This window comes from Photobacterium satsumensis, from assembly GCF_050336935.1.
Taxonomy (GTDB): Bacteria; Pseudomonadota; Gammaproteobacteria; order Enterobacterales; family Vibrionaceae; genus Photobacterium; species Photobacterium satsumensis.
Genome location: NZ_JAKJSK010000021.1, coordinates 60909 through 82701 on the forward strand (window position 1 = coordinate 60909; position 21793 = coordinate 82701).

Annotated in this window: 13 protein-coding genes; 12 read left to right on the forward strand and 1 reads right to left on the reverse strand. The window is 45.1% G+C overall.

Annotated features, from left to right (window positions below; all coding sequences use genetic code 11):
* Nucleotides 1-15 precede the first annotated feature (15 nt).
* The 3 genes from L4D79_RS28175 to L4D79_RS28185 all read left to right on the forward strand — a co-directional run bounded on the left by L4D79_RS28175 (nucleotide 16) and on the right by L4D79_RS28185 (nucleotide 4627).
* Nucleotides 16-1437, forward strand: a complete 1422-nt coding sequence (locus L4D79_RS28175; protein ID WP_428656820.1) for an MFS transporter — start codon at nucleotides 16-18, stop codon at nucleotides 1435-1437.
* A gap of 59 nt (nucleotides 1438-1496) precedes the next feature.
* A complete protein-coding gene (locus L4D79_RS28180; RefSeq protein WP_428656823.1) occupies nucleotides 1497-3665 on the forward strand; it encodes a glycoside hydrolase family 3 N-terminal domain-containing protein in 2169 nt (722 codons plus the stop codon).
* 209 nt (nucleotides 3666-3874) lie between these two features.
* Entirely contained in the window at nucleotides 3875-4627 is a 753-nt protein-coding gene (locus tag L4D79_RS28185) for a helix-turn-helix domain-containing protein (protein ID WP_428656826.1), read from the forward strand.
* Nucleotides 4628-4654: 27 nt separating this feature from the next.
* Here L4D79_RS28185 and L4D79_RS28190 read toward each other — a convergent pair whose 3' ends face one another.
* The gene (locus tag L4D79_RS28190; RefSeq protein WP_428656828.1) at nucleotides 4655-5512 is read right to left on the reverse strand and encodes a helix-turn-helix transcriptional regulator; all 858 of its coding nucleotides are present in this window, start codon (nucleotides 5510-5512) and stop codon (nucleotides 4655-4657) included.
* 211 nt (nucleotides 5513-5723) lie between these two features.
* Between L4D79_RS28190 and L4D79_RS28195 the strand changes: the two genes are divergently transcribed.
* From L4D79_RS28195 to ald, 9 genes are all read left to right on the forward strand, one after another.
* Entirely contained in the window at nucleotides 5724-7499 is a 1776-nt protein-coding gene (locus L4D79_RS28195; RefSeq protein ID WP_428656830.1) for a solute:sodium symporter family transporter, read from the forward strand.
* 76 nt (nucleotides 7500-7575) lie between these two features.
* Nucleotides 7576-9192 carry a sulfatase-like hydrolase/transferase gene (locus L4D79_RS28200; protein WP_428656833.1) on the forward strand — a complete coding sequence of 539 codons (1617 nt, stop codon included), beginning with the start codon at nucleotides 7576-7578 and terminating at the stop codon, nucleotides 9190-9192.
* Nucleotides 9193-9294: 102 nt separating this feature from the next.
* Nucleotides 9295-9972, forward strand: coding sequence for an SDR family oxidoreductase (locus L4D79_RS28205; RefSeq protein ID WP_428656835.1), 678 nt, complete (start codon nucleotides 9295-9297; stop codon nucleotides 9970-9972).
* A gap of 122 nt (nucleotides 9973-10094) precedes the next feature.
* Nucleotides 10095-11918 (forward strand): ABC transporter ATP-binding protein/permease, encoded by a 1824-nt coding sequence (locus L4D79_RS28210; RefSeq protein WP_428656838.1) that lies wholly within the window; start codon nucleotides 10095-10097, stop codon nucleotides 11916-11918.
* A gap of 242 nt (nucleotides 11919-12160) precedes the next feature.
* Nucleotides 12161-15451: a prealbumin-like fold domain-containing protein gene (locus L4D79_RS28215; protein WP_428656840.1), complete on the forward strand. Its 3291-nt coding sequence runs from the start codon at nucleotides 12161-12163 to the stop codon at nucleotides 15449-15451.
* Between the two features lie 293 nt (nucleotides 15452-15744).
* Entirely contained in the window at nucleotides 15745-18714 is a 2970-nt protein-coding gene (locus L4D79_RS28220) for a sensor domain-containing protein (protein ID WP_428656842.1), read from the forward strand.
* Between the two features lie 82 nt (nucleotides 18715-18796).
* Nucleotides 18797-19444, forward strand: a complete 648-nt coding sequence (locus L4D79_RS28225; RefSeq protein WP_428656845.1) for an HAD family hydrolase — start codon at nucleotides 18797-18799, stop codon at nucleotides 19442-19444.
* Between the two features lie 99 nt (nucleotides 19445-19543).
* On the forward strand, nucleotides 19544-19810 hold the full coding sequence (locus L4D79_RS28230) for a hypothetical protein (protein ID WP_428656848.1): 267 nt from the start codon (nucleotides 19544-19546) through the stop codon (nucleotides 19808-19810).
* A gap of 476 nt (nucleotides 19811-20286) precedes the next feature.
* Complete coding sequence (gene ald / locus L4D79_RS28235; protein ID WP_428656851.1) at nucleotides 20287-21402, forward strand: alanine dehydrogenase; 1116 nt, start codon at nucleotides 20287-20289, stop codon at nucleotides 21400-21402.
* The last annotated feature ends 391 nt before the right edge of the window (nucleotides 21403-21793 follow it).

Here is a 21793-nt window from a genome sequence, read left to right on the forward strand (position 1 = left end):
ATTTCGGAGTCTAATATGACCGTAGCAAAAGCAGCGGCAGATCCTGCCGTTATAAATAAGCCAAAGAGTAAATTTTTGGCAACGTTATCGAAAAAAGAACTCTTTGCGTATGGTATGGGAGGAGTCGGTTCAAACTTGATGTTCCATTTTATTGGTACATTCTTGATGTTCTTCCTTACTGACATGTATGGCATTGATCCATTAACGGTTGGTAAAATCTTTCTGGTTACGCGCCTTATCGATGCGGTAACTGATCCTCTCTTTGGCATGATTTCTGATGCTACCCGAACCAAAATGGGGCGGTATCGTCCTTATTTGATCTTTGGTGCGCCAGTGCTTGGCTTAACGATTGCTGCTCTGTTCTGGGCCCCAGAATTATCGGTAACGTCAAAGGTCGTGTTCGCTTATGTGGCCTATATTACCTACTCACTTGCGCAAACCGTTATTAACGTTCCATATCATGCGCTAACGCCGGTAATGACCACCAATTACCATGAACGGACAACGGTTGTTGCCATGAAACAAGGGCTGGGGATCTTGGCTACTTTTGTTGCTACCGCATTGCCATTGATCATGGTTGACTGGTTTGGCGGTGGCATTGATGGCTGGCGTGCAACCGGTGTTATTTTCGGTGCACTGGTAACGGTAAACTTCTGGATTTGTGCTTATGGGGCCAAAAAGCGTGATACGTTGGAAAATGCACAACAAGTCTCTGCGCAAAAAATCACACCTAAGCAGGTTTATAAAACGGTTAAGTCTAACAAGCCATTGATTGCTTTGGTTACAGCCCATGCAACCAATATCTTTGGTTTTGCTATGGAAACCTCCATTGCAATTTACTTTTTCAAGTATTACATGATGAATGAAGCCTTATTCCCAATGCTTAAAGGTGTTGGCAGCTTCATTCCATTTATCATGGTGATTTCTTTGCCATTGTTGGGACGTCTCTTCTCTAAAAAAGGCATGTTCCTTGGTGGTAGCTGGGCTGGTTTGCTTATTTGCCTATTCTGCTATTTCACGGCTGACTTTCTACCGGTCTGGGTGATGTTCAGTCTACTAGTTGCTTCAATGGCATGTAATGTGTTTGCCGGTAACTTGACTTGGGTGCTTATTCCAGACTGTGTGGAATACGGTGAATATAAAACGGGTAATAACGCTAACGCCCTTACGACGGCAATTATGACCTTTGTGGCTAAGTGCAGCAGTGCGATGGCGGGCATGCTGACAGGTTATGCATTGGCGTCTGTTAACTACACACCAAATGAAATTCAACCAGATGACGTGCTCAGTACAATATTAGTTTTGAAATTCCTCACTGTGGCGTTTGCCCATGCCTGTTCAATTCTTGCGATGCGTTGGTATTACATTACGCCTGAGTTGTTTGAAAAGATTACGGCGGAATTGAAACTTCGTCGTGCAGCAAAAAACGAAGCTTAGTAGAAGTGTTAATGTCGCAATGAGCCCTTCTCATTGCGACATGATGATAAAGGATAATTATGACTACACCGGACTATAAAAAACCTGATTTACCAATTGTGGCTCGCGTTGAAGATTTGATTAATCGTATGACTGTTTCCGAAAAAATTGGTCAACTCTGCCAAACACCGATGCGCAATTATGATCAGCGACGCGAAGAACATTTGGATGCGGTAAGGCAAGGACGTTTTGGTTCCCGAATTCTGGCTGATACGGCTTGGGCTGGTAATGCGCCTGCCGAAGTTGTCGATCCGGTGCAGCTCAATGAAATACAGCGAGCAGCAGTAGAAGGAAGCCGGCTGGGGATCCCTTTGATCATTGCCCGAGATGTCATTTATGGTCAGCAAACGGTTTTACCCATCCCTTTGGCTCAGGCGGCATCCTGGAACCCAGAGCTGGTGGAAGGGGCATATCGATGCGTGGCGACAGAAGCCGCATCGCTGGGCATACATTGGACCTTTGCCCCGATGCTGGACATTGTCCGTGATCCGCGCTGGGGTAGGGTGATCGAGAGCAGTGGTGAGGATCCTTATCTCAGCAGCCAGTTTGCTAGCGCGGTAGTTCGTGGTTTCCAGGGCAAAGACACTTTTGAACCTGATTCTCTATTAGCGTGTGCGAAACATTTTGTGGGCTACGGTGCGGCAGAAGGGGGGCGTGATTACGATACCACTGAGATCACCGATAATACGTTGCACAATGTATATTTGCCTCCGTTTAAAGCGGCACTCGATAGCGGTGTAGTGACCCTGATGTCAGGCTTTAATGATCTGGGAGGGACTCCTGTTACAGGCAGTGAGCGATTGATTCAAGGATGGCTAAAGACCGATCAGCAATTTGACGGTCTGGTGGTTAGTGATTGGGGATCTATCTCTGATTTGAACTATTTCGGCGTAGCTGAAGATTTGGCAGATGCAGCAGCACAAGGGCTCAAGGCTGGTGTTGATATGGCCATGACCTATGAAGTCTATGATGAAAATTTGGCTCAGTTACTCGAAGATGGTCGCATTGATGAAGCTAGGCTGGATGATGCTGTCAGCCGGGTTCTGACGGCTAAGTTCAGGGCTGGTTTGTTTGAAAGGCCTTATGTCGATGAAGAGTGGCACAAAACAGCACTGCGTGCCGATGAGCATGTTGATAAAGCCCTGCAGTTGGCGGAGCAATGTATAGTGATGCTCAAAAACCGCGAGCAGGTGCTGCCATTGCCAAAAAAGGGACTGAAACTTGCTGTGTTGGGCCCTCATGCTCATTCGTATAGGCAGCACCTTGGATCTTGGTGTCTCGACGGGAAGGCCGAAGATGTGACCTCTATCTTTGATGGTATCGTTGCCGCTGCACCTGAACTTGAAGTGATCACGGAATCAGCCGCTTTTAGTGATGAAATGGTCGAACAGGCCCATCGTGCTGATATTGTGGTTCTCTGTATCGGTGAGAGCCACCGCCGTACGGGAGAGGCTAGAAATGTCGCTGAACTGGCACTACCTGCTGGACAGGAAGAGTTGATTGCCGCGATAGGAAAAGTGGGCAAACCAATGGTTGTAGTGCAGTGTACGGGACGACCACTCCCTTCACCATCGATAGAACAGTATGCCGATGCACTGTTGTATGCATGGCAATCGGGGACAGAAACCGGCAAGGCTGTGGCGCGTATTATGTTTGGTGATGCCTCGCCAAGTGGTAAGTTACCGATGTCCGTACCTCGCTCAACGGGGCAGATCCCTATCTATTACGCTCGAAAACCAATAGGGAAGATGCGTGCCTATCAGGAATACATGCCGTATAAAGATCAGCATGACACACCTCTCTATCCATTTGGCTTTGGTATGACATACACCACTTTCTCTTATTCTGATGTTAGAGTACAGAAGTCAGTAGTGGCAGGGCAAGATAACCAAACGGTTTCAGTTACTGTCACTAATACAGGTCAAGTAAAAGCGTCCGAAATTGTTCAGTGTTATATTCGCCAGAATGTAGCCCGGACTGCACGTCCTAATCGGGAGCTGAAAGATTTCAAAAAAATTGAGCTTGCTCCCGGTCAGTCGGAAGAAGTGGCCTTCGTCTTATCTCCTGAAAAGTTGAGTTATTATTCAGATGATGGGGGTTTAATTTTATCATCTTCTCGAATTGACGTTTTTGTGGGTGATAGTTCGATAACGCAGAACAGTGGTTATTTTAATTTGTCTGTTCAATAACACCATTTTGTGTAGACATACTCATTTCCCTTACTGATGGACTGTGAGTGATTTAAGTGATTTAAGTGATTCGGCCAATTGCCATAGATTTATTTATGGCAATTGATCACTCCATTTCTATCAATATAATTATTAATTAATACATCGAGTTGGTCACACATCAAAAAGATATGCCTATTTTTAATTTTAATTTTTGGTATGTTTTAAATATGAAATTTAATGAATCTGATAATTATTCAGCGCCAGCCTGTGCGCGGGGATTTTGGGTGCTGCAGTGTCTTAATACGGCAAGAAAACCGTTGACGTTGGAGCAGTTGTTCCAAGTATCTGGTGTTCCAAAAGCGACGCTTTCGAGAATTCTAGAGACTTTGTTACAGATGGAGATCCTTTATCGAAATAAAGATAAAACCTACGAACCACGTCGACAATTAACGGCGATTCATGATGAGGATATTGTAAGTTTCGAAAATTCGCTGAAGGTTGAAATGACATCCTTGAGTAAAAAATGTGGTTATACGGTCGAGTGGTATGAATACTCAAAGAGTGGCATGGTGTTGCAGCAAAGCATTAGTCCTATCCAGGAGAGGAGAGTATGGGCAAAGGAAGGGTATATACGCAATTGGTTAGGTGAAGTTGATGCGGTATATATCGTTGGTAAAGCTTTTTCGGAAAGCTCGTTAGTCGAAAATGAAACTTCCTGGCGATATGGCCCCAAAGGAGTAAGAAACGTAATCAGTCACCAAGAAGAAGCGATCAAAGTCTCTTTGGCAAAAGAGAAAGGTTACTACATTGATCTCATGTTCAATGAAAATGGAGTCAGGCGAAGTGCCGTTGCTCTTTCATATCACGAGAGGGTAAGAGGGGTGCTTGCGATTGCCGAGTGCTGGACACCTTCTATTAATGTTGAAGAGAGCGATGCGGTAAGTCATCTGAAAACAATAAGACAGAAATTTACATCATGAATGAGCTTGCCATCTTGCCTGCAGCCTTTACTCAGTTTCAATCGCGATTAACTGTTGGGCGGCCTGTGTTCGGGGGGCAACGCTGGAAGGTGAGTATCCAAAGCGTTTCTTGAAGACATTGCTGAAATGAAAAGCGTCAGAAAAGCCAAGGTCATAGGCAATTTGCGAGACAGATTTGTTCCCTCGTTTCAGAACACCCAAGGCGATATCGAGTTTGAGTTGGAGGTAATATTCTTTCGGTGATCGACCTGTATGATTTAGAAATAGCTTTCTCAAATGTTGTTCACTACAGCCAATAAATGTTGCCATCGACTTCACATGCCAATTTTCAGAAAGTCTATGGTGCATTTCTTCTATGACTAACTTGACCTTATCATATGATTTGGAACGTTGCTCATTGCTTACCGTCAGAAGCCATTCGTAAAATATCTTATTGAATAAAGCAGCTGCGTAATATTTGAATGTATCTTTCTGTTTTTTCAGTGAATCAATAAGTTCTTCGAATTGAATTTCGAAATGCCTATGATTATCAATTTGGATCACTGTCTGTTTCGGTATATCCATTGAGGCTTTTTGCTCAATGAAAATTTCTATCCAATATAGTTTCCAAATAAAGCCATCACACCAGTAGCAATTTATTGTTTTTGGATCGAGAAAAATTAAGCAGTTACCGCGGATCTGAATTTTCTCCCCGTTTTTTAACTCTATAATTCCATTGCCTTTTTCGGTGTAAACCACAACCAGGGTATCATTGGATATTGGTAGCCGCCTGTCCCGAGGCCAATCATTAATGTAGCTCTCATCGCCAATCACATCCCAAAACGAGCGAATGCTAACACTGCTGAAGTTCACATTTCTAGTAATAACTAATGGTTGATTTTTCATAGTTTCGTTTTTTACATGGATTGGTTCGTTAAGTACATCTAATAATGTATGAAATTAAATTATATTCCTAGCTGATATTTAGATGCGAATAATGTTTGTGATGGCGGTCAATAATATTGGGTGCATATTAACAAAGCGAAAATTTGCATAAAGATAGAACATTTTAAAGCGTATAAAAATAATAAACGCTACCTACATGGAGAGTTTACACATGATAGCAATGAGCTCGTTCATCTTATTTACCTTGTTGGTTGCTTTGATATCATACAAAGCAACAAGACAAGAAAATCTTAAACAATCAACAGGATATTTTTTAGCAGGTCGGAGTTTACCGTGGTTTGTGATAGCCGGTTCGCTGTTCCTGACTAATATATCGGCGGAGCAGCTGACAGGACTAAACGGTAACGCATTTGCCAACGGTGCCAGCGTGATGGCATGGGAAACCGTTGCTGCAGTGACAATGATTATCTTGGCAGTCGTTTTTCTACCAAGGTTTCTCAAAGGAGGGGTTGCTACTGTTCCTCAGTATTTGGAAGCGCGCTACGGTAAGCGGATGCGTTCCGTGGCGTCATTCATCTTTATTTATGCCATTGTGATCGGGTTCCTCCCTTTTGTGTTGTACGCAGGAGCCATCACTCTGGGGAAACTGTTCGGTGTCGCTGAAATCCTCGGTGTCAGTGAAACGGCTGCGACCTGGATTATGGTCATAGGGCTTGGTTTTGTCGGTGGTATCTATGCCGTATTTGGTGGCCTCAAGGCAGTCGCTGTATCAGATACTGTCAATGGTGTTGGTTTGCTCTTCGGTGGCTTTCTTGTTCCTATTCTGGCGCTGTATCAACTCGGTGATAGCAGTGTGGCCGAAGGGTTCAATATCCTGATTACAGAATCCCCCGAGCGAATGGCGGCGGCTGGTGTAGGGGAAGGTGCTGCAATTCCTTGGCATACTTTATTCTCCGGTATTTTGTTAATTAACTTGTTCTACTGGTGTACGAATCAGGCAATAGTACAGCGTTCGCTGGGAGCAAAAAATTTATCGGAAGGCCAAAAAGGTGTATTAGCCGCAGCGGCAATGAAAGTGCTAGGCGTTGCTATGTTGGTTCTCCCCGGGATTATTGCATGGCACATGCATCAAAAAGGTATGCTTACCATACCCACACGTGGTTTTACTGAAGCTGGGGAGGCAATCCTGGCTAAGGATATGGCATACCCAACCTTAGTGCGAGAGGTCATGCCGTCATGGTTAACAGGCTTCTTCGGAGCGGTATTGTTTGGCGCTGTAATGAGCTCTTTTAACAGCGGGGTAAACAGTCTTTCGACACTAGTCAGCCTGGATATCTACAAGCAAATCATCAACCCTAAAGCGGATGATTTAAAAGTAGTGAGAATGGGGAAAATTTTTGGTGCTGTCACCATTGTCATCTGTGTCTGCATCGCCCCATTTATCGCTCAGGCAGATGGTCTGTACACCTTGATGAGAACCATTATGGCGGTTATCAATGTACCCATCTTAACCGTGATATTGGTTGGTATCGTGTCTAAACGTACACCAGCACTGGCTGCTTATATTGCTTTGCCGATTGGTATGGTGTCTTTCTATACCGCCCATTTCGTACTTAAAGGTGACTTTGGCTTCGTTCAAGTTCACTGGCTCCATCTTGTCGGCCTGAACTTCTTATGGATGGTCGGCATTATGATGGTAATTCGTTATTTAAAACCGATGTCCCAGCCTTACGAGCAAGTTTACACGAATCAAGTTGAAGTCAAACCTTGGAAATATGCTGTTCATGCCAGTTGGGCAATTGTTGGCTTACTGGCTTTGCTATACACCGTATTTTCTGAAATTGGCATACTTGGTGAGCAGGGAAGTGCAGGCAAAGTTATGGCTGTACTCTCTCTTGTCGCTGTATGTTGCTTTGTTATTAATCGGGCATTGCAACGTCACAATACCAAGAGTGTTTCAACAGCAGAGGTAGCCAGAGAAGCCTAGTTTCTTGCAAATAAAGGCAGGGATAACCCCCTGCCTGCTTTTTAATTTAATCCCCTTGTTACTGTGAGAATAAAATATGTCGTCTTTTGAATATTCTGGCAAGATAAGTAAGTTCCTGAACCCAAAGTTGCGTCAGGGAAGTTATTGCGTCGACTCTGCTGTTAAAAAACAGAATATCGTCTTTATTACGGTCGATATGATCTCTCCTGATTGCTATTTTGATACAAGGCCGCTGTCCAAGGTCATCAATACGCCTAATCTTGATTCGATTGCGGCAGAAGGAACGCGATTTAATCGCACCTATACCACGAGCCCTTTGTGTGGGCCTGCGAGAGCCGCTATGTTTACCGGGATGCACCCTCCTTATTTGACCAACGGTGAGCGTGCTCCTTGTGGTTCTCAGGTCGATTTGGGTGTCGATGATGTTATTTTCCAGGATTACCTGAAATCTGAAGGGTATGTACTCAAACATGCCGGGAAGTGCCATGTCGGGGTGGATAAATTTATTCGTACTTTTGGTGAAAACTTACATGCCTGGGATCGGTGGGGCCCTCCGGTTGCCGACGATGACCGGTATCTGGAATACCTTGATGCATTGAACGTACAACCTCCGCGTTACCGCAGGGAGCTACGTGGACTGAGGGCCGATAAACAAACGCCGGCCAATTCTTTTGGCGGCTGGATAGAGCAGTCTGATGGTACTGATTTTCCTAAAGAGGCCCATTATTCAACGTTCCTTGCGGATCTGACTATCCGACAGATAAAAGCGGCTAGGAGGCAGGAGCCTGATCGTCCCTTCTTCGCTCAATTGGATTTCTTTGATCCTCACCAGCCATATTCTATCCCGAGTGGGTTCGAGTCTCGTTATGCAGAAATAAAGCGGTCAGTTAGATTACCAGCGAGTTATGCCGAACTGCAGGAAAAAGACACGCTTCCGGATAACCCAATTTATACGTTATACCGAAAGTATTGGGGGATGTACGATGAAGAGACCGTGATCGATTATATTGCCGGTCATCTGCTACAGGTCGAGGTTATTGATTATGCTGTCGGCCGCTTGGTGGATTATCTAAAATCGGAAGGGCTGTGGGATGATTGTGCCATTGTATTTTCAGCAGATCATGGTGATATGAATGGTCGCTTGGGAATGGCTGATAAAGGTGTTTACTTTCAGCCTGATATTTTTTCCATCCCACTCTATATTAAACCGCCAAAGACCAGTCTACCGGTACTGGAGACCGTAGAGACGGTCTGTTCTGCATTAGACATAGCCCCAACCCTGTTGGCCATGGCTGGTATAGAAAAACCGGCTCATATGGAAGGCTGTGACTTGAGTAAAGTGGCAAGAGGTGAAGACCGTGAGCCATTGGTGCAAGTCTTTCAAACTGGTATGCATGTGGGTATGAACCTTGGCGCTGCAATTAGATTGGAGTTGTCCGGCAAAGAATGGTTCTATGGTTACAATGCCTCCACGGGATATCAGGAGTTGTACGATGTTGACGCTGACGTGCAGGTTAACCAGTTCTATGAGGAGCAAGGGGAGGCACTACGGCAGGAACTTGTCGAGCAAATGGCTAAAGTTCTGAGCTCGGATGTTCGCTGGCGTGGCTATTGGGCTTCATACCGGTTGCACAATATGGAATATCTATCTGACGATATCGGCGCTGACATGCAAATGCTTAAACCTGTTTAGGGTGTAGGGTAATTACGTTTAAATACTCTCGTATTCTTTTATCCCTATTAATATGACAGACTGGCAAACAGTCATAGTTAAGGGTTGCTAATAGGGATAGAAATGAAACGTGTATTAATAACAGGGGCGACTAGCGGCATAGGGTATGCACTGACTCAAACACTGTGCTCAAAAGGGCATACAGTGGTTGCGACAGGGCGAAACAGTGACAAGTTGGTACAGCTTAGCGAACTAACTGGCTGCCAAACGATTCAGGCTGATCTGAGTGATCCGCACCAAGCTTTGGCTCTTGTCGAGCAAGCCGTAGAAAAACTCGGTGGATTGGATGTACTGGTCAATAATGCAGGGATGAACTCGCGTAAGTGTGGTATCGATGAATTCACATTGGAAGAGTTTGATTACCAGTATGCCGTTAACCTGCGGGCACCAGCTGTGCTATGCCGTGAAGCGTTGAAGGTGATGAAGCCTGCCAAGAGTGGCCATATTTTCAATGTGCTCAGCACAGTAGCCAAGCGCTCGAATGAAACAATGGGTGTGTACACGGCGATGAAGCAAGGGCTCGCGGGTTTTAGTGCCATCCTCATGAAGGAGGCGCAGCCGCATGGTATCAAAGTGACTTCTTTATTCCCTGGCGGTACCGATACCAACTTCCGAGAGGCTGACCGCCCACAATATATGCACCCCAAAAGTGTTGCTGAGACGATTGCGGTACTGTTGGAGCTACCTCAAGATGTTGTGATGCATGAAATGGTGTTCAGGCCGCCGGTAGAGTTAGAATAAAGTATTATTATGAAAGCCTCAGCAGCAATGCTGGGGCTTTTTTGTTCTCATCTTGCACTCCTTTTCTAATTCCTTGATAACTTAGTGATAAGCTTGCTATAGGGACAACGAAAGGCGCTTCTATGCAAACGACTAGGCAAACTCACGCTTCATCAAACAGCACTATTTCACACAAAGCATCAGACCCAAAAGCTCAACGCAAAAGCCTGAGTATTTTGTTCGAACTGGTGAAGTTCGTTCGTCCATATCGAGGCCGCGTGTTGGCCGCGCTGGTGGCGCTAATCTTCACCGCCTCTTTGACGTTATCGGTCGGCCATGGTGTGCGTATCTTGATTGACGAAGGGTTCTCGCAGCAATCGACTCAACAGCTCGCCAGCGCGATCCAGTTTATTCTTGTTGTCACTGTACTCATCTCTATCGGGACTTTCTTTCGCTTTTATTTGGTGTCCTCTGTTGGCGAGCGAGTCAGTGCGGATATCCGGCTAGCGGTGTTTAACCATGTCATTACTTTGCATCCCAGCTATTTTGAAACCAATGGCAGTGGTGAGATCATGTCGCGCATCACCACGGATACGACCTTGCTACAGAGCATCATTGGTTCGTCTTTTTCAATGGCAATGCGCAGTGCACTCATGTGTGCTGGCGCCATTATTATGCTCTTTGCCACCAACATAAAGCTGACTCTAATCGTATTGGCATCGGTGCCATTTGTATTGGTTCCGATCATTATCTATGGCCGCCGGGTTAGAGCCTTGTCTCGTAAAAGCCAAGATTCGATGGCCGATGTGGGGAGCTACGCGGGCGAGGCTATAGAGCACATCAAAACAGTACAGAGCTACAGCCATGAACAGCAGGAAAGGGCGACGTTTTCTGTTGAGGTAGAAAAGGCATTCGAGATAGGTCGCCAGCGAGTTATGCAGCGTGCGATTTTGATTTCCGGCGTGATTGTCATTGTATTCAGTGCGATTGCTGGCATGTTGTGGGTTGGCGGAAGTGATGTCATCAATGGCGTGATGTCGGCAGGTGATCTTGGGGCGTTTGTCTTCTATGCCATTATGGTTGCCTCATCGCTGGCAACCATTTCGGAGGTGATGGGGGAGCTTCAACGAGCAGCTGGTGCCACAGAAAGGTTAATAGAGCTACTACATGTCGATAGCCATATTGTTGCGCCGAGCCAAAGTGTGATTTCACCTAAGGCTCTGTCTGCTGAGGTGGGGTTTGATGATGTCACATTTTGCTATCCTTCAAGACCGGATCAGGCGGCAGTTAAAAAATTAATGCTAAAAGCGGAAGAAGGAAAAGTACTAGCGCTTGTAGGCCCGTCAGGGGCGGGTAAAACGACTTTGTTTGAGTTATTGCAGCGCTTTTATGATCCACAAGTTGGCAAAGTCACGTTGGGTGGCATTGATGTCCGTCAGTTTGAGCCCGGTGAGCTTCGTCATCAAATGGCGCTGGTACCCCAGCAACCAGCCCTGTTTAGCCATAATGTTTTCCACAACATTCGCTACGGCAACCCGCAAGCCACCGATGAACAAGTGATAGAGGCTGCTAAAAAAGCCCATGCCCACGATTTCATCATGAGTTTGCCAGATGGATACGATAGCTTCCTCGGAGAGCGGGGAGTCAGGTTGTCAGGTGGGCAGCGACAGCGAATTGCCATTGCCAGAGCCATTTTAAAAGATCCGAAAATCCTATTGCTTGACGAGGCGACCAGCGCGCTAGATAGCGAAAGTGAATATCATGTCCAGCAAGCGCTCGAAGAGCTGATGCGGGGTAGAACCACCCTTATTATTGCCCACCGACTATCAACGATTCAGCATGCCGATCAAATAGCGGTGTTTGATCACGGGCAGCTGGTGGGTATTGGTGATCACGCATCATTACTGCAAAGTAGCGAGCTATACCAACGTTTAGTTGAGCTGCAGTTTAAACGTATGAGACGTTAGTTCTGGTTTCATGCCGGGAACCTAAAATATTATATTTACGTTAAGGTGAATAAAAAACCAGACATTTATGTCTGGTTTTTGTTCTCTCATAAATAATAAATCGACTCATCTTGAGTAAATCCGCATTTATTCAAATTGTAAGAAAAAACACCTAACTAGTTTTGAAGTAAACAGTTTCTGGGAGCTTAAGTTGCTTCTTGAGTAATAACTGGAACAAAACATAACAACAGAAGGTTAGGTGTATGAAACTTCATGCTTTTGAGCGTATAAAGCGGCACGCTCTATGGGGAATCGCTTTCTTATTGAGTATCTCTACGTTATCTGTGCAGGCATTTGACCAGGCGCCAAATACTGTTCAATTTACCTTTGAAGGGTGCCGTAATGATGGCGACCCAACATTATTGGCAGATAGAAATAGCCTACCTAATGATGATGGTAATTATACCTGTCAAGACCCTAGTACTTTGGGTGGTAATGATACGCCTTATACTCCGGGTAATTTGGGAAAAGGGTGGAATGAGCTTGATCTTGTTCCTTTTCGTTTAATAACGGAAAACGGTGATAGTGATGGGGTTGTAACCTTTGACGTTAGGGTTGCTGCTGATAACAAAAACAATGGTAACGAAGGTTTTGATCAAATTACCAATGTCCAAATTATTGGAGGCGGCCTTGATAATGATTTTTCAGATGCGAGTTGTACGTTGGTCAGCGTCGGTGCCCCAGTAGTAACCGATCAAGTCAACGGTGGAGCTGATGATGTCATTTATCGTGAGCTGAGAATTTCTCAGGGGCCAAACACAACCTGTGTCATTGACTGGGCAAATCGGTTGGCTATTGGAGCCAGCCAGTTTCCTGGTTCGTCACTGCAGGCTTATATTTTTGAGCAAGAGGGCTTCCAGCAAGGGCGGAGAACAATCTCTATCGATGTCGATGAAAACCAAGCATTTGGCGTTCGCAAAGACATGACGGCGACGATTGGTGAAGGCATTGTGTGGAATGTGACGAAGCAGGCTACTCCTACGACACTCAACCTCGGTAACACATGTGATACTACGCAGGATAACAGTGCCGAGGCAAAAATTCGTGTTGAATGGAGTGTCATCCCAACGTCTGCGGATAAAGTACGAGTAGTGACAAATATCTATGTATCGAACAGCCTCTCTAGAGATGTGGTCGTTGATATTACTGATCAAATTTTCGGTGATATTGGCATGGGTGAAGCGTTATTGGATGCTACTTCCTTCAATAATATATCAGTGCCTGCAACGTCTGAAGTCTTTGTTACTCACACCATTGAAACTGAGTCAGATGTTACAGGGTTACGCGATGTTGCTACCGCAACATTTAAGGACCCAGCCTTACCAGGTGTTCCTTCTTTCTCTGGTCAGCCATTAACAGCTGAGTTTGATCTTGTAGAGGATGGGGCTGGTATTCAACAAGTCAGTGGGGATTTGACTACCGCAACAGTGTCAGATACAGAAAGGTTGACCGGTAATGGTTTGAGCTACTTGGTTTCTCAAGTAACAGGGGCGAGTGGTACTTTTTCAGACAGTTATCAATTAAACACGCCCTTGACACCTTCTAGTGATGATTTGGTGTGGACGTCAGAAACTCAGCAACCCGGTGAATGTTCAAATCAGAACGGTTGCGATATTGGCTTTGTTGAATTTACCAAAATCATTTCTGCCGCAGAGGTAACGAGTACGTCTGGTACGTTGGCTGATTGGGCGCTATTGACCGCTTCTGACGGCACAATGGTCGAAAGCGGCACAGAGCAATCACCGGTGCAAATTATTGTCACCAGCTCAGCATTAGTCGATCTAGATGTACGGTTGGCTGTTCCTGCACTGGTTAATCCAGATACCTTGCAGTGTACGGTTGAGGTTAAAAACTCGTCCAATGTGATTGTTGAGACGCTAACGTATAATTTCGATAGCGCAGATAATGATATTACCCAAACTGTCGATGATATAGCGCCAGACTCTTATACCGCAGAAGTAACAAGCTGTGGCAATTTGGTTGGCGATAAAGTTGAATCGATTGATTTAACCTTCCCTGCAGAACCTACTCTAGATAATTGTTCCGGTGAACTGGAGTTTGTATTAATTGCACCAGAGCCTCCAGCACCGGTCTTTGCTGCGGTTGATAAAATTACCATGCCTTACGGCGAGGAAAATGGCTGGACGATGACACTGGAAGGCCCGAATACGGGAAATGATGGTATCGTCTTGGTAACCAGTGACTCTACACCTGGCGCATTTGAGGTTTTCCAAGGACAAAATGGAGACTTTGAATTAGTTGAAGGGGACTATACGGTTACAGAGACTGTCCGCGAAGGTTGGGTGCAAACTGCCAGTTCTGGTTGTGAGTTCACCGTTTCTCTTCCAGAGGATGAAGGAACGATTAAGCAGTGTTCATTTACCAACAAGCAGCTTGGCACCATTATTATTCATAAACTCACCAAGCCGAAATATGGTACTGGCTTCAGTTTCTCTCAGAATATCGAGGGTAGTGATGACTTCATGCTCAACCATGGACAGAGCAAAGTGTTTGAAGGCGTTATTCCGGGCAGTTACCAAGTAACAGAAAACGAGCCCGGGCCAGACTTCACCCTTATTGACTTGGTCTGTACGGAGACTGGATTAGCAAATACCCAAACCAACACATTGAGCCGCTTGGCAGATATTGTCTTAGATCCTGGTGAGACTGTTGAATGTACTTACACCAATCGTGAAAATGGTATGGTGCTAGTGAAAAAACTGACGAACGGTTATGCGACACAAGATGAGTGGAAGTTTACCTTGTCAGGTCCAGGGGTAAATACATTTGCTATGACGCCACCGTACTTGTTTGACTTTGATGGGATCAAGCTGACCCCATACGAGAAGTACACCTTATGTGAAGTGGATATGCCTTATGGCTGGCAATCATTCTGGATGGTTGATACCAACGGTGATCATTATCCTGATGAAAGGTTGAGGCTGGAGAATAGCGATAATGACTCGCCGATTAACTACTACCTCCAAGTCAGTGAGTTGTTTAACCCTGACTATGGCAACATCCAGTCTATTTATGATGATCTAACGCTATGTGTTAATTTCATTGTGAAACCTGGGCAGACTTTATTCTTTCAAGTGGATAATAGGCAGGTTAAGAAGACAGAGCCAGTGGCCTGCTACGATAAGCCTATCTATGGTAACTATCTAAGCAATGATGATCTACAGGCAAACACTTATATGCTTGGTGATTATCATGTAGATACTTGTGAAGAAGCAAAAGAGGTGTTGGATAAGCCTTCGTCATACGCAAGTGCTGATCATTTGGCCTCAAGGTTGCTTAGCGCAAAACTGCATGAGCAATATGGGTTGAATATATGCCAGCAAGCACAAACGGCAATGTATGAGACGCAATCTATGCTCGAAAGTTCTGGCTATAGTGACTATGGTCATCAGCCAAGTACCTGGAGCAACTGGCAAGCCAGTCATCTAATTCGTGATTTAGATACCTATATTGCCGGTTTCATGTGTCGATAACGTATAACCTTGGATGTTAGCCAAGAGGCCGAAGTGGACTTTCACTTCGGCCTTTTAATTTATGAAATAGCCTTGGACCCAAGACTGTTTTATGAAGCATGCAGTTACCCCTAAATGGAATGCACAACCTATTTCGCATGTTATGTAAACGATTGGATTTCATTAGAGTGATGTTAATCAATGTTTTGTTATATCCCTTTTGTGAATGCTCAGGTCTGCTTTTATCTCGTAGGGTCATGGGGTAAAGTCCGCAACGGGTGAAATAATAGTGTTGTTATCAAGCAGGCTGAAAAATGCCGCGGGTAATAATTAAAATGCTGATGGATTACAATAAAACAAATACCTTTAACCAACTTCGCGGAAAACAGCTCTTTGAGACGATTGGCCAGAGTTTGTATGAGGCCTATGCCGTAGACACCGTCCTTATTAGCTCTATAAGTGAAGAGTGTGAAGGCGCGAATATTCTCTCAAGCTGTTTTCAGGGTGAAATAGGAGAGGGGTATTATTTTCCTTTAACAGAAGTCCCTGAAGCCCAGATTGTAGAGAGCGAGGAGCCGCTCGTTGTTCCAAGTGCTTTTGACAAGAGGTACCCTTCCTACTCGCGTCAACATACTGAATCAGCAGAAACCTTCATTGGTATCCCCCTTTTTGCACGTAACCACCAGTTGGTTGGTGTCCTTTCCTGCGTGTTTAAACGCACATTCCATTCAGTGGATGCACTACTTGAGTATTGCAAGACGTTTTCAGGCTATCTTGGCTACGAGGTCGGCTATGAAGCTTTGTTGGTGCGTCAGTCACAACTGCAATGGCAATTGGAAGAGGGCCAAAGAGTTGCAAAAGTGGGAAGCTGGAGCTGGAACCTCCGAGAGCAGTACTTTGAGTGGAGCAAAGAAGTTTATCGTATCTATGATATTAAAGATGAGTCGCTACTGCCGACGCTATCTTTGCTCTCGGCTTTGATTCATCCCGAAGATCGTGAGTGGGTGCTCGACACGCTGCACCGGTCGATTGAAAGTGATGCGGTCAATTACAATTTGGTCCATCGGGTTCAACTCTGGGATGGCTCCATCAAGTATCTGCGTAAGCGGGCTGAAGTGATACGGGATCGCCAAGGTCAGGCTGTTGAGATGCGTGGTACCGTCCATGATGTCACTGATGTCTACCAAATTTCCGCCAAGCTGAATAAAGCCTCGCGGCAACTGACAACGACCTTCAACTCTGTAGAAGAAGGGATTTGGGAGTTTGATCTTGAACGTAGAGAGCTGGCGACCTCGGCGAAATTTTGGCATTTATTAGGCCGTGAAAAACCCAAGGACGGTGATGATCTGGAATCGTGGCTATCGTGCCTTGTTGAAGAAGACAGAGACGAAGGCGTTGACTACTTTGATCGTTTCATTCAGCTACAGCATGCTTCAGTGTTTCAGTTTGAATTTCGCCTTAAACCGAGTAGTCGCATTGCGCTAGATGGCAATGAATGCTGGCTAACCGTGAAAGGCAGCATAGTAGCGCGAGATGAGTTCGGGAAACCAACCAAGGTGGCGGGTATTCAGCGCGATATTACCCATACCGTCGAAGCTAAGCGTCAGCTGGATCGAGCACAGGTCGTGTTTGACAATACCTCTGAGTGCATTCTAATCACCGATAGAAATAACAAAATCATTTCGGTCAATCGGGCATTCGAGGAAATAACGGGTTATCGTGAGAAAGAACTGCTTGGCTTGTCGCCAAGTGTATTGTCATCGGGGATCCATGATGCCAAGTATTATCAGTATCTCTGGCATAATCTGAACCGCTACGGGCATTGGAAAGGCGAGGTTTGGAACCGGCGTAAGAATGGCGAGATCTACCCAGAAGAAATATCGATCAATGTGATCCGTGATGATAATGACGAGATCGTTAACTTTGTGGCTGTGTTTCGTGATATTAGCCATTGGAAAAAAGCGGAAGAGCAGCTGACTTTCTTTGCGTATAAAGACCCGCTTACCAGCCTTGTGAATCGTCGTAGTTTTGTTCAACGGGTGAAGAAGCATATTGCCTCTATCGATGACAAACGGGCCCAAACCTTCTCATTGCTGTTTATTGATATGGACGACTTCAAGTCACTCAACGATCTCTATGGCCATGATTTTGGCGATAAAGTCTTGGTTCACATTGCCAGCAGCCTTAAACAGGTATTCCCGGTTGCAGATGATATCTGCCGATATGGCGGCGATGAATTTTGTGTTCTCTTACCTGAAACGACTTCCGGAGCGGCTAGGGTATGGGGGCAGAAGGTTGTTGATCGTGTGGCGGAAGCGTTTGTACTCGATGATATTGAAGTGAATACCACCGTCAGTATTGGGATTTCGACTTACCCAGAGAGTGGAGAAACCCATAGCGACCTGTTAAAGAACGCTGATTATGCCATGTATAACATGAAAGGGCAGGGGCGAAATGGGATCTGCCAATATGACAGCGCATTACAGTCTGACTATATAGAAAAATTGAAAATGCGCGATCGGCTCAAGAAGGCGATATCCGATGAACTGCTTACGGTGTATTACCAGCCGGTTGTCGATGCTCGTACTGGGCAAATTAGTCGATTTGAAGCCTTGATCAGGTGGCATGATGAGGTTGAAGGGCATATCTCACCCGCTGAGTTTATTCCTGTTGCAGAGCGCTACGGCTTGATCAGACCGTTGGGTACTTTCGTTTTACACCAAGCTTGCCGTGATCTTAAGCAGTTACACCAAGCCGGTTTTTCTGATGTGACAATGAGCATTAACCGCTCGGTGAAAGAATTTATCGGTTGCAACGGGCTTCCCCCGATATGGGAAATTATCGAATCTTATGGTTTGCCGGTGAAATCTATCGTTGTGGAGATCACTGAGTCGACGGCATCGAGTGAAAGTAGCGATATTCAATCCTTGTTGGCATCGTTTAAGCAAAAAGGAATTGAAATTGCGCTGGATGACTTTGGTACAGGCTACTCTTCCTTGAGCTCTGTGGTCGAGCTTCGGCCAAACATTATCAAGATAGATCGCAGTTTTATTGAGGATATAGAAAAGCAGGACAACCGGACCTTGGTCTCTTTGATAATAGACTTGAGCCATAAGCTGGGGATTCAGGTGGTAGCCGAAGGTGTCGAAACGCGAAAGCAGCTGGATATTTTGCAGGAGATGAATTGCCATTATGTCCAAGGATTCTTCTTCAGTCCTGCAGTCCCGTTTACAAGCTGCTTTTCTATTCTAAAGGGGCAAAAATTAGAGGGAAGCGTTAGCTAAACAGGTGTGTAAGTCATCTTGACTTGGAACTGGTGGGCTTAACTGAGTAAGATGTCGGTCTTGTTGTTAGCGGAGTAAGCCCATGCAGGCAGTTTGTTTTGATTTTGATGGCACGTTGGTCGATTCTGAAATTTTCCACGCGCAGAACTGGAGCCATTATTTATCGGGCTTGAATATCGACATATCAGCACATGACTTTTTGGCTGATTTTGCAGGCGTTCCTTGGGAAATAGTCGCTAAACACTTCTCTTCAATCGCTACCATACCGCACCCTACTGCAAGCGTAGTGTCAGATATGGAGCGATTGACCTACCAAGCTATCATAGACAAAGGGATCCCCGCTAAACAGGGCGCTTTTGAGCTGATAAAGTCGCTCCATGGTTCACGGCCGTTGGCTGTCGTGACCGGTTCACCAAGGAATTATGTTGAGGGTATTTTGGCCCATCTTGGCTGGTTGCATTATTTTGACCATGTTTTTTGTGGGGACGATGTCGCACAGAACAAGCCAGCTCCAGAGATTTATCAACTGGCTTGCCGTACCCTAGGTGTATCGGAACACCAGGCTGTGGCGATTGAAGATAGCCAGACCGGCGCGCAATCGGCGTATTCTGCTGGGTTAAGGCTGGTGGTGGTCAATGATTTACACCCGGTAGGCGTAAATATGACACCGTATCGCTATGACAATTTGATAGAAGCACAAGCGCAGCAGGCTAAGTGGCTTGTCGCATGATAGGGGTAACTTTGCCTATGATATAGGTGAAGTACCCAAGATTCAGTAATCAAGATTGAGTAAACTGGCCAAGTTTAAGGCCCAGAGAAAGGCATTGTTATGCAAGATGAAGATATCATGACTGGCGATATGCTAGTCGAAACAGTAGAAAACCAGCTAGAAGAAGGTAATCCAATCAAGGTGAAAGAAACCTTGATGCGTTTGGTGATGACAGGTACGCCGAGAGAAGAAGCGCTTCAAATGATTGCCTGCGCACTATCGATTGAAGTGTTTGACGTGGCAAAAAATGACGGAAGCTTTGATTTGAAACGTTATAGTGAAAATTTGGACGCGTTGCCGGATATGCCTTGGGAGTTTGATGACTAACCTTTGGTATAGCTCACACAAAAGCCGCTTATAGCGGCTTTTTTGTTATCTATATGTTGTGTTTTTATTTCCTGGTGAGTGGCGTGTTGAGCTTGAAAGCACCTCTTTGCTAATGCCTTTAATAGATAAAAATGCTGTTAATAACCGAGTTGATGTCACTTTTCTTAAAAAAAAGACTTGAAAACAACAGAAATCATGACTCTTTCCTGCTGTTCTGGCTAGTGTTTATATCTGCTATATGGTGTGAGTGGTGGTTTAATTGACTACCTTTGGTGTAAAAGGTAGCTAACTGGTCTGGTTTGTTTCGTTTTGTTGGTTTTTTCTTGTGTGACCAAGTTCAAAAACAGTTTCTTGTGCTACATCAGGATAAAATTCCAGTTTGATTTGTTGGTTATAAGTTAAAAAACGGTCACACATTCCAAGGTTTTTTCATTATTGTGTGTACATCTTTTAATAAGGCAGCAAGGAAACAAAAGATGATTATTGGTGTACCTAAGGAAATCAAAGTTCACGAATACCGTGTGGGTATGGTCCCAGCTTCAGTAAGCGAAGCTGTTGCTCATGGACATAAGGTATACGTAGAGACCAATGCAGGTTCTGGTATCGGCTTTAGCGATCAGGACTACATTGATGCAGGTGCCCAGATTCTGCCAACGGCCGAAGCGGTTTTTGCAGAATCCGAAATGATTGTAAAAGTTAAGGAGCCACAGGCCGTAGAACGTGCCATGCTTCGTGAAGGCCAAATTCTATTTACTTACCTTCACCTTGCGCCAGACCCAGAACAAACGCATGACCTTATCAACAGCAAGGCTGTGTGTATTGCTTACGAAACGGTAACAGACGATAAAGGGCGCCTACCACTATTGGCTCCAATGTCAGAAGTTGCTGGCCGTATGTCAATCCAAGCGGGTGCACAAGCGCTTGAGAAATCAAGAGGCGGTCGCGGCATGCTATTAGCTGGCGTACCGGGTGTAGAGCCAGCAAAAGTTGTTATCATCGGTGGTGGTGTTGTTGGTGCTAACGCAGCTCAAATGGCAGTAGGTATGCGTGCTGATGTGGTCGTACTCGACCGCAATATCGACGTACTGCGCCAGCTTGATGCTCAGTTTGGCGGCACTGTACAGTGTGTATACTCAACCAAAGATGCGATTGAAAAACACGTTCTGGACGCTGACCTTGTTATTGGTGGTGTACTGGTTGCAGGTGCTGCTGCACCGAAACTGGTTACTGCTGAAATGATCAAGAAGATGAAGCCAGGCGCTGCAATCGTCGATGTTGCTATTGACCAAGGTGGCTGTGTTGAAACGTCTCATGCAACGACTCACAGCGACCCAACTTACATTGTTGACGAAGTTGTTCATTACTGTGTAGCTAACATGCCAGGTGCTGTTGCTCGTACATCAACATTCGCCCTGAACAATGTCACTCTGCCATACATCCTAAAACTGGCAGATAAAGGCTATAAAGCGGCACTGCAAGAAGACAAGCACCTGCTGAATGGCTTGAATGTATACCGTGGCCAGATCACTTGTGAAGAAGTATCGGAAGCGTTAGAACTGGCGTACATTTCGCCAGAGAAAGCACTAGCGTAATTAACGCCATATAGATTTAGCCAATGATTATAAATCCCTGCCTCGGCAGGGATTTTTTGTTGTTTAAAATCTCTGATAGGCGATAGGCGATAGGCGATAGGCGATAGGCGATAGGCGATAGGCGATAGTAATGCTTTAGGATAAATTACAGGGGTATAGGAATAGCTATAGAGGGTACAGTGATATTAAAACAAAGACATACTTACTGTTAGTAAGCATTTTTACACAATGATGTCACTATTATTTACCATCGTTGATAAACGATACTTGAGTCTTAATTTTTATGATAAAGACTGTTTGAATAAGTAATAAATACATAAAGATGTATATGAGTGTCAGTTTAATTAAGCATTGACGTAAATAAAATTAACACCACGCTACATAGCCAATA